The 13458-nt window shown below is 73.4% G+C and carries 10 protein-coding genes and 2 tRNA genes; 5 read left to right on the forward strand and 7 right to left on the reverse strand.

What is annotated here, in order from left to right:
- The first annotated feature begins 248 nt into the window (after positions 1-248).
- Positions 249-1259: an adenosine deaminase gene (locus ACH4TL_RS38225; protein WP_398325078.1), complete on the forward strand. Its 1011-nt coding sequence runs from the start codon at positions 249-251 to the stop codon at positions 1257-1259.
- Positions 1260-1302: 43 nt separating this feature from the next.
- Here ACH4TL_RS38225 and ACH4TL_RS38230 read toward each other — a convergent pair whose 3' ends face one another.
- The 6 genes from ACH4TL_RS38230 to ACH4TL_RS38255 all read right to left on the reverse strand — a co-directional run bounded on the left by ACH4TL_RS38230 (position 1303) and on the right by ACH4TL_RS38255 (position 3873).
- Positions 1303-2358 (reverse strand): UDP-N-acetylmuramate dehydrogenase, encoded by a 1056-nt coding sequence (locus ACH4TL_RS38230; RefSeq protein ID WP_398325081.1) that lies wholly within the window; start codon positions 2356-2358, stop codon positions 1303-1305.
- A 79-nt stretch (positions 2359-2437) separates the two neighbouring features.
- Entirely contained in the window at positions 2438-2872 is a 435-nt protein-coding gene (locus ACH4TL_RS38235; RefSeq protein ID WP_398325084.1) for a MaoC family dehydratase, read from the reverse strand.
- Positions 2869-3333, reverse strand: coding sequence for a MaoC family dehydratase N-terminal domain-containing protein (locus tag ACH4TL_RS38240; protein WP_398325087.1), 465 nt, complete (start codon positions 3331-3333; stop codon positions 2869-2871). Before ACH4TL_RS38240 ends, ACH4TL_RS38235 begins: the two co-directional genes overlap by 4 nt.
- Positions 3334-3416: 83 nt before the next feature.
- Positions 3417-3581, reverse strand: coding sequence for a 50S ribosomal protein L33 (gene rpmG / locus ACH4TL_RS38245; RefSeq protein ID WP_009715907.1), 165 nt, complete (start codon positions 3579-3581; stop codon positions 3417-3419).
- 90 nt (positions 3582-3671) lie between these two features.
- A tRNA-Met gene (locus tag ACH4TL_RS38250) sits at positions 3672-3744 on the reverse strand.
- Positions 3745-3800: 56 nt separating this feature from the next.
- Positions 3801-3873 (reverse strand) — tRNA-Thr (locus ACH4TL_RS38255).
- Between the two features lie 208 nt (positions 3874-4081).
- Between ACH4TL_RS38255 and ACH4TL_RS38260 the strand changes: the two genes are divergently transcribed.
- A complete protein-coding gene (locus ACH4TL_RS38260; protein ID WP_398325090.1) occupies positions 4082-5413 on the forward strand; it encodes a hydrolase in 1332 nt (443 codons plus the stop codon).
- Positions 5414-5437: 24 nt separating this feature from the next.
- Complete coding sequence (locus ACH4TL_RS38265) at positions 5438-6103, forward strand: SDR family oxidoreductase (protein ID WP_398325093.1); 666 nt, start codon at positions 5438-5440, stop codon at positions 6101-6103.
- A gap of 646 nt (positions 6104-6749) precedes the next feature.
- Here the strand turns inward: ACH4TL_RS38265 and ACH4TL_RS38270 are convergent.
- Positions 6750-7589, reverse strand: coding sequence for a DUF1206 domain-containing protein (locus tag ACH4TL_RS38270; RefSeq protein ID WP_398325096.1), 840 nt, complete (start codon positions 7587-7589; stop codon positions 6750-6752).
- Between the two features lie 150 nt (positions 7590-7739).
- Between ACH4TL_RS38270 and ACH4TL_RS38275 the strand changes: the two genes are divergently transcribed.
- Both ACH4TL_RS38275 and ACH4TL_RS38280 read left to right on the forward strand, forming a co-directional pair.
- On the forward strand, positions 7740-8957 hold the full coding sequence (locus ACH4TL_RS38275) for an amidohydrolase family protein (RefSeq protein WP_398325099.1): 1218 nt from the start codon (positions 7740-7742) through the stop codon (positions 8955-8957).
- A gap of 390 nt (positions 8958-9347) precedes the next feature.
- Positions 9348-13328, forward strand: a complete 3981-nt coding sequence (locus tag ACH4TL_RS38280; protein ID WP_398325102.1) for a hypothetical protein — start codon at positions 9348-9350, stop codon at positions 13326-13328.
- Positions 13329-13458 lie beyond the last annotated feature (130 nt).

Genomic DNA, 13458 nt, shown 5'->3' on the forward strand with positions numbered 1-13458 from the left:
GGGCGGTGGCCCGCGCGGTGCCTCGGGCCGCGGGGGGGGGGGCCGCCCCCCCCCCCCGGCGGGGGGGGGGGCCCCCCCGGGGGGGGCGGGGGGGGCGCGGGGGGGGGGGGCCCCCGCGCCGGGCCCCCCCCCCCCGCTCCCGTACCGGCCACCTGCCGGGTCCCGACCGGCCCCGGATTCCTGTGCGAGCAAGCCCACGTTCGGTGAAAGCGGTACCGGCAGGTCCGGACGTGCGGCAAAATCTGCAGATGGCACGCGATGTACATCTGCTCCCCAAGGCGCATCTGCATCTCCACTTCACCGGTTCGATGCGCCCCGGCACGCTCCTCGAACTCGCCGACAAGTACGGCGTCCATCTGCCCGAGGCGCTGAGCGGCGGCGAGCCGCCGAGACTGCGGGCCACCGACGAGCGCGGCTGGTTCCGCTTCCAGCGGCTGTACGACATCGCGCGGTCCTGCCTCCGGGAACCCGACGACATCCGGCGGCTGGTGCGCGAGACCGCCGAGGAGGACGTCGCCGACGGCTCCGGCTGGCTGGAGATCCAGGTCGACCCCACCTCGTACGCCCCGCGCCTGGGCGGGCTGATCCCGGCGCTGGAGATCATCCTCGACGCGGTCGACGCGGCCTCCCGCGACACCGGGCTCGGGATACGGGTCCTGGTCGCCGCGAACCGCATGAAGCACCCCCTGGAGGCCCGCACCCTGGCCCGGCTCGCCGTGCGCTTCGCGGACCGCGGGGTCGTCGGCTTCGGGCTCTCCAACGACGAGCGGCGCGGCTTCGCCCGCGACTTCGACCGCGCCTTCGCCATCGCCCGGGACGGCGGCCTGCTCGCCGCCCCGCACGGCGGCGAGCTGTCCGGGCCCGGCAGCGTCCGCGACTGCCTGGACGACCTCGTCGCCTCCCGGGTGGGCCACGGAGTGCGCGCCGCCGAGGACCCGCGGCTGCTCGCCCGGCTGGCCGACCGCGGGGTGACCTGCGAGGTGTGCCCGTCGTCCAACGTCGCGCTCGGGGTCTACGAGAAGCCCGAGGACGTACCGCTGCGCACCCTGTACGACGCCGGGGTGCCGATGGCGCTGGGCGCCGACGACCCGCTGCTCTTCGGCTCGCGGCTCGCCGCCCAGTACCAGCTGGCGCGCGAGCACCACGGCTTCACCGACGAGGAGCTGGCCGAGCTGGCGCGGCAGTCGGTACGGGGCTCGGCGGCGCCGGAGGACGTACGGCGGCGGCTGCTGGCGGGTATCGACGACTGGGTCGCGTAACGAATGGACCTAGGAACGTTCCTAGGTCCATTCGTTGCATTCGCTACAGGCTCACGCCCACCGTGACCGGCTCGTTGACCAGCCGTACGCCGAACGCCTCCTCGACCCCGGCCACCACCTCGCGGGCCAGCGCCAGCAGGTCCTCGGTGGTGGCCTCGCCGCGGTTGGTGAGCGCGAGGGTGTGCTTGGTGGAGATGCGGGCCGGTCCTGTGCCGTAGCCCTTGGTGAAGCCCGCCTTGTCGATCAGCCAGGCCGCGGAGGTCTTGATCCGCCCCTCCCCCGCCGGGAAGGCGGGCGGGGCGACGTCCGCGCCGAGGCGGTCGGCGACGCGGGCCAGGAATGCCTCGTACGCGCTCTCGGTCAGCACCGGGTTGGTGAAGAACGACCCCGCCGACCAGGTGTCGTGGTCCTCGGGGTCGAGCACCATGCCCTTGCCCGCGCGCAGCGACAGCACGGTCCGGCGCGCGGTCTCGGCGGGCACCCGGTCGCCCACCTCGACGCCGAGCACCCGGGCGGTCTCGGCGTACTTGATGGGCGCGGACGCGCCGCCCGCGTCCTCCAGCTCGAAGCGGACCCGCAGGACGACGTGGCGGTCCGGCTCGGCCTTGAAGCGGCTGTGGCGGTAGGAGAAGGCGCAGTCGGCGGCGGGGATGGTCACGACGGCGTCGGCTCGGCGGTCGTAGGCGACCACCTCGGTGAGGGTGGCGGAGACCTCCTGGCCGTACGCCCCGACGTTCTGTATCGGGGTCGCGCCCGCGGAACCGGGGATTCCGGCCAGGCACTCGATACCGGCGAGGCCCGCCTCGACCGTACGGGCCACCGCGTCGGACCAGTTCTCGCCCGCGGCCAGCTCCAGCCGGGTGCCGTCGAGGGTGAAGCCGCTGGTCGCGATGTGCAGGGCGGTGCCGTCGAAGCCCTTGTCGGCGATGACCAGGTTGCTGCCGCCGCCGATCAGCAGCAGTGGCGTGCCGCTCGCGTCGGCCTCGCGGACCGCGGCGATCACCTCGTCGTCGGTGGTGGCCGTGATCAGACGGGTGGCCGGGCCGCCGAGGCGGAAGGTGGTGAGGGGGGCGAGGGGGGCGTCATGGAGTTCCTGCACGCGCTCAAGAGTACGGGGGCGCCCCCGGCGCGATGCCGGGGGCGTGTGGGGGCCCCAGGGATTAGGCGAGGCGGACGACTCAGGCGAGGCGGACGACGGCGCGGGCCATGCCCAGCACCTTCTGGCCCTCACTGGTCGCGGTGATGTCCACGCGGACCGTACGGGCCTCGTCGTCCAGCTTGGCGGCGACCTTGGCGGCAACCTCGATGAGCGCGCCCTTGTCGTCGTTCGGGACGACGACCGGCTTGGTGAAGCGCACGCCGTAGTCGGCGACGGCGCCGGGGTCGCCGGTCCAGTCGGTCACCACGCGGATCGCCTCGGCCATGGTGAACATGCCGTGGGCGATGACGTCGGGGAGGCCGACCTCCTTGGCGAACTTCTCGTTCCAGTGGATCGGGTTGAAGTCGCCGGAAGCCCCGGCGTACCGGATCAGGTCGGCTCGGTTCACCGGGAAGGTCTGCGGGGGAAGGTCGGTGCCGACCTCGACGGCGTCGTACGAGATCTTGGCGGTCATCCTCTGTCCTCCGCTTCGGCTGCGCGCGCCACCAGTTTCGTCATCGCGGTCACCACGTGCTCGCCCGCGGCGTCGCGCACCTCACCGCTGATGAGGATCACATCGTTGCCCGCGAGCGACTTGATGTCGTCGATCCTGGTGACGACGGTAAGGCGGTCGGTCGCCTCGATGGGCCGGGTGTACGCGAACTTCTGGTCCCCGTGCACCACCCGGTTGAAGTCCAGGCCCAGCTGCGGGTCGCCGACGACCAGGTGCCGCGCGGCCTTGAAGGTGATCGCGAACACGAACGTCGGCGGGGCGATCACATCGGAGTAGCCGAGCGCCTTGGCCGCCTCCTGATCGGTGTAGACCGGGTTGGTCTCGCCGATCGATTCGGCGAATTCGCGGATCTTCTCCCTGCCGACCTCGTACGGGTCGGTGGGCGGGTAGGTCCGCCCGACGAAAGACGGATCAAGCGCCATCGCCTCGGCACCTCCTGCTGTTGATGACTAACGAAACGAGGCCACCCCCGCTAGTGGGGGCGGCCTCGAATGAGAGTTTATGGCTATCGCGTCTCGCGGTGCGCGGTGTGCGCGTTGCAACGCGGGCAGTGCTTCTTGATCTCAAGACGATCCGGGTCGTTACGCCGGTTCTTCTTGGTGATGTAGTTCCGCTCCTTGCACTCCACGCAGGCCAGCGTGATCTTCGGGCGGACGTCGGTGGCAGCCACGTTGAGTGCTCCTTGACGAACGGATGGGATAGAAGAACGCAGTAAAGAGTAGCCGACCGGAGGACCGACCCCACAATCGGCTACTGTGTGTAGCGGTGACCGGACTTGAACCGGTGACACAGCGATTATGAGCCGCTTGCTCTACCGACTGAGCTACACCGCTTCGATGTGATCCGGACCCCGCCCGACCGAAGTCGAACGGGATACCTTACACATCAGAGCCCCAATACGGAATCGAACCGTAGACCTTCTCCTTACCATGGAGACGCTCTGCCGACTGAGCTATTGGGGCGAGCGATGAAGACATTACACGCTCGGCCGCCGAAGGTGAAATCCGTATCGGCGCAGGGCCGGTGCGTGCGGCCGCGTGCGACGCAGAGTGCTCACGCACCACACCGGTACGACTATTCGGCTCCTCCGCGAAGCCGCCCCCACCGCGTCCTAGGCTCGGCTCACCCCGCGTGATCTCCCGCGTGACCTCCCGCGTGACCTGGAGTGCGATGCCCGAGAGCCAGCCGCCCGAGAGCCACCAGCAGCAGCCCTCCGGAAACGACGGCGGGGCGGCCCCCGGTCCCACCGCTTCTTCCGGGTCCACCGCGCTGGTCCTCGGCGGCGCCCGGCTCGCCGACGGCCGCACGGTGGACGTACGGCTCAGCGGCGGGCGGATCGAGGCGGTCGGCACCACCGGCAGCCTGGCCCCCGGGCCGCGGCTCGACCTCGGCGGGTACCTGCTGCTCCCCGCCCCCGCCGAACCGCACGCCCACTGCGACACCGCCCTGACCGCCGGCCTCGCGGGCCCCGTCCCCTTCGGCGCCGAGGACGTCCAGCGCCGCACCACCGAGGCCGCCCTGCTGCACCTCGGCCACGGGGCCACCGCCGTGCGCACCCATGTGCGGATCGGCGGGGTGCACGGGCTGCGCTCCCTGGAGGCCGTGCTGGCGGCCCGGCACAGCCTCCGCGGGCTCGTCGACCTCGGCGCGGTCGCCGTCCCGCGGGTGCTGACCGGGGCCGCCGGGGCGGGCGGGCTCGCGATGCTGCGGGACGCCGTGGGGATGGGCGCCTCCGTCATCGGCGGCTGCCCCGACCTCGACCCCGACCCGACCGGTCACGCCGAGGCCGTCCTCGACCTCGCGGCCCGCCACGGGTGCGCCGTCGACCTCCACACGGACGGCGACGACCCGGCCCGGCTCGCCCGGTTCGCGGCGATGGCCGGGGGTCTGCGGCCCGGCGTCACCGTCGGCCCCTGCGGCGGGCTGGCCCGGCTGCCCCGCGACGTCGCGGCGCGGGTCGCCGACCGGCTCGCGGCCGCGGGCGTCACCGTGGTCTGCCTGCCCCAGGGCGACTGCGTCGGGCTGGAGGACCGGGGCGAGCGGGGGGCGCGCGTGGCCGGGTGCGCGCCGGTGCGGCTGCTGCGGGCCGCGGGGGTGCGGGTCGCCGCCGGGAGCGGTGCCCTCCGCGACACCGTCAACCCCGTCGGGCGGGGTGATCCCCTGGAGGCCGCCTATCTGCTGGCCTCCCGGGGCGAACTGGCCCCCGCGGAGGCGTACGACGCGGTCTGCGCGCGGGCGCGGGCCGCGCTCGGTCTGCCCGAGGTGCGCGTCGAGGCCGGGTTCCCCGCGGAGCTGCTGGCCGTACGGGGCGACGGGCTCGCGGGGGTGCTCTCGCTCGCGTACAGCCGGGTCGTGGTGCACGACGGCCGCGTCGTCGCCCGCACCAGCGCGGTGCGGGAGTACTGCGACTCGGCCGCCGCCGTGGCCCTCGACCTGCCGCGGCAGTCCCGGCCCCCGTCGCCGCCCCCGTCCCGGCCCGCGGACGGCGACGGGCAGTCATAGGTCAACCGGCGTACGGTCGGGATCATGCGCATTGTCATCGCTGGTGGACATGGACAGATCGCGCTGCGGCTGGAGCGGCTGCTCTCCGCGCGCGGGGACGAAGTGGCGGGCATCGTCCGCAAGCCGGAACAGGCGGGCGACCTGCTGGCGGCGGGCGCCGAACCCGTCGTGTGCGACCTCGAATCGGCCTCCGTGGGCGACGTGGCCAAGCATCTGGAGGGCGCGGACGCGGTGGTGTTCGCCGCCGGTGCGGGGCCTGGCAGCGGCACCGCCCGCAAGGAGACCGTCGACCGCGGGGCCTCCGTGCTCTTCGCGGACGCGGCCGAGCAGGCGGGCGTACGGCGGTTCGTCACCGTCTCCGCGATGGGCGCCGACCGCGAGCCCGCGCCCGACATGGACCCCGTCTTCGCCGCCTACCTGCGCGCGAAGGGCGCCGCGGACGACGACCTCCGCGCCCGCCGCGCCCTCGACTGGACCGTGCTGCGCCCGGGCCGCCTCACCGACGACCCGGGCACGGGCCTGGTGCACCTGGCCGAGCACACGGGCCGCGCCGAAGTGACCCGCGACGACGTGGCCGCCGTCCTGGCCGCCCTCCTGGACGAACCCCGCACGGCGGGCCGCACCCTCGAACTACTGGGCGGCCAGGTGCCGGTGGCGGAAGCGGTACGCGCAGTCGCCGACGGCGGCTGACGGCGCCCTGCGGGGTGCGGGGTGGTACGCCGGGGCTTCGGTGGTGGGTGCCGGGTGCGGCGCCTCCGGGGCACGGCCCTGGACTCGTATATTTTTGGCGCCGGTGCCCGGAGACGTGGGGTGGGCCGGAAGCAGGCGCCACAAATACACGTAACGTCCAGGACCCCACCCCTGCGACCCCGCACCCTCCCGCATCGTCGGCGGTCACCCGCCGGTGGCCCCGACGTCCGGCCCGCTTCCGGGCCGCCCGGCCAGGCGGGGGCGGGATGCGACCCCGCCCCCTCCCGCCGACCGGCGGCCACCGGCTCGGTGGCTCCGACGCCCGGCCCGCTTCCGGTTCGCCCGGTGGCGGGTGGCCGTACGACGGCCACCCGACCGGCCAGGCCGGGCGGACCGTGGGCCGCCGACGGGTGGCCGCCATGTGGCGGGAGGGGTGGGGGCGCAGGGGTGGAGTCTCGGACGCTGACGTGTATTTGTGGCGCCGATCGCCTGACGCTCACGACACGTTCTACGCCGGCGGCGCCGTAAATATGCGGTCCGGGACCCTGCCCCGGAGGCCCCGCACCGGCACCACCCACCGGACGCACCGCGCCGGGGTCCGGGGCGGAGCCCCGGCGGGGGGTTCGGGGGGCGGAGCCCCCCGACCTCAGACGCGGCGCCAGCGGGCCATCGCGAAGGAGAAGACCCCGAACAGCGCCAGGCCCGCGGCTACCGCCGCCAGCAGCCAGGGGCCCGCCGCGGTGGAGGCGAAGGTGCGGAGGGTGTCGTCGACGCCCTTGGCGCGGTCCGGGTCGTACCGTACGGCCGCGGAGACCGCGAAGCCGCCCGCGACCGCGAAGACGGCGCCGCGGGCGACCCCGCCGCAGACACCCAGGGCCTCCACGGCGCGCTGGGCCCGGCGGGGCAGCCGGGAGACGGCCAGGTGCTTGCGGAAGGTGCGCAGCAGGGCCCGTACGGCGATCCACACCCCGGCCCCGGCGACCACCGCACCGCCTAGGCCCACCAGCCAGCGGCCCTCCGGCAGGGCGAGGGCGCGGGCCGTGACGTCCTGGGACTGCCGGTCGCTGGAGCCGCTGCCCTGCTCACCGGCGGCGAAGGCGAGCACGGAGTAGGCGACGAAGGCGTAGAAGACGGCGCGGGCGGCCCCGGCGAGGCGCTTGGTGGGCTTGCGGCCGTCCGGTCCGGCAGCCCCGAAGGCCGCTTCGGACAGCCGCCAGAGCGCCATGCAGACCAGTCCGGCGCCGACGGCCCAGACGAGGGCCGCGCCGAACGGCTGGTGGGCGAGCACCTGGAGGGCCCCGCTCCGGTCGGCCTGTTCGCCGCCGTCGCCGAAGGCGATGCGCAGGGCGAGGACGCCGATGAGCAGGTAGAGGACGCCACGCGCGGTGAGACCGCAGCGAGCCGCGGTCTCGACGGCCCCGCGCGGAGGACGGGTGCGGGTGCGCGGCGTCAGATGAAGTCCCCGTGCGATCGACGATGCGTTCACCCTGTGCCTCCTGATGTCCGGCCCCCGCCGCTGTGCGGCGTTTGCCCCGGGTGGCCCCGTGGAAACGGGCACGGCCCGCTTCTTGTTGCCTGAGGCAGTCACCTCTACCCTACATCTGACGGACCGTCAGATTACATGGGAGATGACGCCATGACGGGCGAGACGACCGGCGCGACCGAGCTGCCCATGGTCATCAGCGTGGACGACCACGTGATCGAGCCCGCCCATCTCTTCGAGACCTGGCTTCCGGCCAAGTACCGGGACCGCGGCCCGAAGCCACTGACGGCCGGGATCGGGGAACTGGCGTACGTCGGCGGCAAGTACCGCATCACGACCGACCCGGACGGTCAGCTCACGGACTGGTGGGAGTACGAGGGCGGGCTGTTCCCGTACAAGCGGATCATCGCGGCCGTCGGTTTCTCCCGGGACGAGATGACCCTGGAGGGCATCACCCGCGAGCAGATGCGCCGCGGGTGCTGGGACCCCAAGGCGCGGATCGCGGACATGGAGATGAACCATGTCGAGGCGTCGCTGTGCTTCCCGACCTTCCCCCGCTTCTGCGGCCAGACGTTCGCCGAGGCCGGCGACAAGGAGGTCGGGCTGGCCTGCGTGCGGGCGTACAACGACTGGATGGTCGAGGAGTGGTGCGGGGACAGCGGCGGGCGGCTGATCCCGCTGTGCCTGATCCCGCTGTGGGACGTCGAGCTGGCCGTGGCGGAGATCCGCCGGAACGCGGCGCGGGGCGTGCGCGCCGTGACGTTCAGCGAGATCCCCACGTACCTCGGGCTGCCCAGCATCCACAGCGGCTACTGGGACCCGTTCTTCGCCGAGTGCGAGGCGACGGGCACGGTCGTGTGCATGCACATCGGCTCGTCCTCGCAGATGCCCGCCGCCTCCCCGGACGCCCCGCCCGCCGTGCAGGCCGCGCTGAGCTTCAACAACGCCATGGCGTCGATGATGGACTTCCTCTTCAGCGGCGTCCTGGTGAAGTTCCCGCGGCTGAAGCTCGCGTACGCCGAGGGCCAGATGGGCTGGATCCCGTACGCCCTGGAGCGCGCGGACGACGTCTGGGAGGAGCACCGGGCGTGGGGCGGGGTGCGGGACCTGATCCCCGAGCCGCCGTCCACGTACTACTACCGGCAGATCTACTGCTGCTTCTTCCGCGACCGGCACGGCGTCGCCTCGCTCGACACGGTCGGGGTGGACAACGCGACGTTCGAGACCGACTACCCGCACGTGGACTCCACCTGGCCGCACACCAAGCGGATCGCGGCCGAGCACGTCGCCGGGCTGTCGCCGGAGACCACGTACAAGATCCTGCGCGGCAACGCGATCCGGATGCTGGAGCTGGACTTCGACAGGAAGTGACCAGGGGCCTCTTTCGGCCATCATGGCGGGATAGCGGGCCGACCCCTTGCCTCACGGCGGCGACGGTCGTGGGATCGGTACATGTCTGATCAACAGTCAGTTCGCCTGTCGGCCGTCCGTGCTCCGCGCCCGTGCCGCCTTCGCGCCCCACGGCGTTCGGCGCCGGTCCCTCCCCACGCGGGGACCGGTGCCGAACGGTGGAGCGGTGCCGATCCGCACCCCCCCGTACGGGTGCGGATCCGCGGAAGGGCGCTGCGGTACTGGGCTGTGATCCTGCCAGCTGCATGTTCCGCCGAGGAGGTTCCGGTCCCGGGCCGCGGCCTTCGTCGCAGGTCATCCGTATAAAGTGAGTTTTCCGGTCCGGATGTCCAGGCGCGGGGGAAGTAAGGAGTGGAGACCTTGAGTTCCGACTCAGGGGTACGCACGGCCTTCGCGGAACGTCTCGCGCTGCTCTACCGGGAGGCCGGCAATCCTCCCCTCAAGAGCGTCAGCGAGGCCGTCGTCCGGCTTCAGCGGGTCGACGAGCGGGGGCGCCCCGTACGGGTGTCCGCTCAGCGGATCAGCGACTGGCGGCGGGCCAAGAATGTACCCGCCCAGTTCGCGGCCCTCGCCGCGGTGCTGCACGTACTGATCCCCGACGCCCGTCGGCAGCGCCCCGCACCGGTGTCCACCGGCCTGTACGACATGGCCCAGTGGCAGCGCCTCTGGGAGCGCGCGGTGGCCGACCCGGTCGGGATGCGCCCCCCGGCGGCCGCGGACGAGGAGGAGCGGCCCCCGGCCGACGCCCCGGCCGTCCCCGGCGCGGTGTGCCCCTACCGGGGGCTCGCCGCGTACCGGCAGCAGGACGCCCGGTGGTTCTTCGGCCGGGAGCGGAGCACCGAAGCGCTCGTCGCCCAGCTGCGCGGGGCGGAGAAGACGGGCGGCCTGGTCATGCTCGTGGGCGCCTCGGGCGCGGGCAAGTCCTCCCTGCTGAACGCCGGACTGGTGCCCGCGCTGGAGAACGGCGCGCTGGGCGACGGGGACGGCCGGGAGCGGGAGGTGCTCCAGCTCGCGCCGGGCGGCGATCCGCTCGCGGAACTGACCCGCCGGATACCCGGGCTCACGGACGCCCTCCCCAAGAAGCCCGGTACGCCGGGCTTCGCGCGCGCGGTGCGGGAGGCCGTCGCGGCCTGGGCGGAGACCTCGGCGGCCCGGCCGGTCCTCATCGTGGACCAGTTCGAGGAGGCGTTCACCCTCGGCACCGACGAGGCGGACCGGCGCACGTTCATCCAGCTGCTGCACGCCGCGTGCTCGGCCGCCGCCTCCGGTGAACCGGCGCCCGTCCTCGTCGTCCTCGGCATACGCGCCGACTTCTACGAGCAGTGCCTGGCCTACCCCGAACTGGCCGACGCGCTCCAGCACCGCCACATGGTGCTCGGCCCGCTGACCGTCGCCGAGCTGCGCGAGGCGGTGACCGGCCCGGCCAAGGCCGTGGGGCTCGAACTCGAACCGGGCCTCGCGGAACTGATCGTCCGGGAGGTGAGCGCCGACAGCCCCCGCGGCACCCATGACGCGGGCGTACTGCCGCTCCTCTCCCACGCCCTGCTCGTCACCTGGCAGCGCCGCAAGGCGGGACGGCTGACCCTGGCCGGCTACCGCGCGGCGGGCGGCATCCAGGGCGCGGTGGCCGCGACGGCCGAACGGGCCTGGACCGGCCTCGACCCCGCGGCGCGCACCGCCGCGCGGCTGCTGCTCCTGCGGCTGGTGAGGCTCGGCGAGGACACCCAGGCCACCCGCAGACGGGGGACGCGGCGGCAGCTGGCGGAGGAGTCGACGGAGCCCGGCAAGACCGAGGAATCCCTCGAAGCGCTGGTCCGCGCCCGCCTGGTGACCCTCGACGCGGAGACCGTGGAGATCACCCACGAGGCGCTGCTGCACGCCTGGCCCCGGCTGCGCGACTGGATCGACGAGGGCCGCAACGACCATCTGCTGCGCCAGCGACTGGAGGAGGACGGCCGGGCCTGGGAGGGCATGAACCGCGACCCGTCCCTGCTCTACCGGGGCTCCCGTCTCGAGCAGGCCCACACCTGGGCGAAGTCCGCCGGGGACACCCTGCTGACCCGCAGCGCGGTGGAGTTCCTGGCCGCCTCGGTGCGGCTGCGCAGACGCGTCATCTGGCTCAGCCGGGGCGCGGTGGCGGCCCTGGTCGCGCTGGCGATGGTGGCGGTCGGCGCGGCGGTGATCGCGTGGCAGCAGCGGGACGACGCGGTGTTCGAGCAGGTGGTCACCGAGGCCGACCGCTTCGAGTACCGCGATCCGTCGCTGTCCGCCCAGCTCGCCCTGGTGGCACACCGGCTGCGCCCTGACGACCAGGCCACCAAGAACCGGCTGATCTCCATCGTGAACGCGCCGCTGGCCACCCCGCTGCTCGGCCACACCGGCGCCGTCTACCTCACCTCGTTCAGCCCGGACGGCAAGACCCTGGCCACCGCCGCCTACGACCGGACCGTACGGCTCTGGGACACCAGCGACCCGACGCGCCCCAAACCCCTGGGCAAGCCGCTCACCGGCCACACCAGCTGGGTGAGCAGCGCGGTCTTCAGCCCGGACGGCCGCACCCTCGCCAGCGCCGGGGACGACGGCACGGTCCGGCTGTGGGACGTGACCGATCCCGCGCATCCGCGGTCGCTCGGCGCGCCCCTGTCCGGCCACGACGGCACGATCTACCTGATCGCCTTCAGCCCGGACGGGAAGACCCTGGCCGCCGCCACCGACAACCGCAGGGTGCGGCTGTGGAACATGCGCGACCGGCGGCGGCCGAAGCCGCTCGGCGCGCTGACCGGCTCCACCGCCGCCGTGCGCTCCATCGCGTTCAGCCCCGACGGCCGCACCCTGGCGGGCGGGGGCGACGACGGCATGATCAGGCTGTGGAACATGGCCGATCCGCGCCGTCCGAAGCGCATCGGCAAGGCGCTGACCGGCCATACGGACCTGGTGCACTCCGTGGCGTTCAGCCCCGACGGCCGCACCCTCGCCAGCGGCGCCGCCGACAACACCGTCCGGCTGTGGGACGTCGGCGACCGGCGGCACGCGGAGCCGCTGGGCCCGCCGCTCACCGGCCACACCGGCCCCGTCTGGTCCGTGGCGTTCAGCCCGGACGGCACCATGCTCGCCGCCGCCAGCCAGGACAGCACGGCGAGCCTGTGGAACGTCGAGGATCCGGCGTATCCGTCGCAGGTCGGCGAGCCGCTGGCCGGGAGCAGCGGCGAGATGTACGCCCTCGGCTTCAGCCCCGACGGCCGGACGCTGGCCACCGGGACCGGCGACAACACGGTCCGCCTGTGGTCGATCCCGACATCGGACATGATCGGCCGGGTCGGCGCCTTCCGCCCGGACGGGCGGGTGCTCGCCACGGCGGCGCGCGACGAGAAGATCCGGATGTGGAACGTGGCGAAGCCGGGGCGGCCGGTGCCGATGGGCAAGCCGTTCAGGCCGGGGAAGGGCTCGCCGCGGGAGCCGACGTTCTCCCCTGACGGCCGCATCTTCGCAGTGATGACCGGGAGCGCCGCGGTGCGGCTGTGGAACGTCAGCGATCCGGCCCACCCCGTCCCCTTCGGGCCGTCCTTCGACCTGCGGACACGGTTCGCGGGCGCGCTGGCCTTCAGCCCGGACGGACGCACCCTGGCCACCGTGTACGACGACCGCACGATCCGGCTGTGGGACGTCAGCGACCCGTCCCACGTCCGTCCGCTCGGCGCGCCGCTCACCGGCCACAAGGGCTACGTCAACGCGCTCCTCTTCAGCCCGGACGGCCACACCCTCGCCAGCGGCAGCGCGGACAACACCCTCCGGCTGTGGAAGGTCACCGACCCGCGGCACGCCGTACCGCTGGGCCGCCCGCTCACGGGCCACCTCGGCCCCGTCAACGCGCTCGCCTACAGCCCGGACGGCCGCACCCTGGCCAGCGGCAGCGACGACAACACGGTCCGGCTCTGGAACGTCAGCGATCCCCGCCGGGCGACCCGGCTGGGCCGCCCGCTCACCGGCCACACCGACTCCATCGTCTCGCTCACCCTCAGCCGGGACGGCCACACGCTGGCCAGCGGCGGCAACGACAACGCGGTCCGGCTCTGGGACATCTCCGTGCCGTCCAGGGCCGAAGCCATCGGCCAGTCGATGAGCCCCAACGCCAAGACCGGCAACTTCCTGTCGTTCAGCCCCAAGAGTCACATGCTCGGGGTGTCGACCGGTGCCGATACGGTCCGGCTGTGGGACCTGGACGTCGACAAGGCCATCCACCGCGTCTGCTCCATGACGCGGGAGGTACTGACGCCGGAGAAGTGGCACGAATATCTGCCCCGCATGTCGTACGAGCCCCCGTGCGGGCGCTGAGAAAGGGGGCCCTCGGTGAGTGATCACGATCACAACTCCGCGTTCATTCCGACCAGTCGGCACCCTGACGCGCGGAGTCGCGTTACGCTGGGGAACAGCCCGATCGCTGGTGCATCCCCCGTCGCCAGCG

Origin of the sequence: Streptomyces sp. NPDC021115 (assembly GCF_044333065.1) — a bacterium.
Classification (GTDB): Bacteria; Actinomycetota; Actinomycetes; order Streptomycetales; family Streptomycetaceae; genus Streptomyces.

Bases quoted from the DNA above. Each gene is read 5' to 3' on its own strand.
- ACH4TL_RS38240 (WP_398325087.1), bottom strand. From the start codon at position 3,333: ATGGCGCTTGATCCGTCTTTCGTCGGGCGGACCTACCCGCCCACCGAC.
- ACH4TL_RS38235 (WP_398325084.1), bottom strand. From the start codon at position 2,872: ATGACCGCCAAGATCTCGTACGACGCCGTCGAGGTCGGCACCGACCTT.
- ACH4TL_RS38275 (WP_398325099.1), top strand. From the start codon at position 7,740: ATGACGGGCGAGACGACCGGCGCGACCGAGCTGCCCATGGTCATCAGC.
- ACH4TL_RS38225 (WP_398325078.1), top strand. From the start codon at position 249: ATGGCACGCGATGTACATCTGCTCCCCAAGGCGCATCTGCATCTCCAC.
- ACH4TL_RS38260 (WP_398325090.1), top strand. From the start codon at position 4,082: ATGCCCGAGAGCCAGCCGCCCGAGAGCCACCAGCAGCAGCCCTCCGGA.
- ACH4TL_RS38265 (WP_398325093.1), top strand. From the start codon at position 5,438: ATGCGCATTGTCATCGCTGGTGGACATGGACAGATCGCGCTGCGGCTG.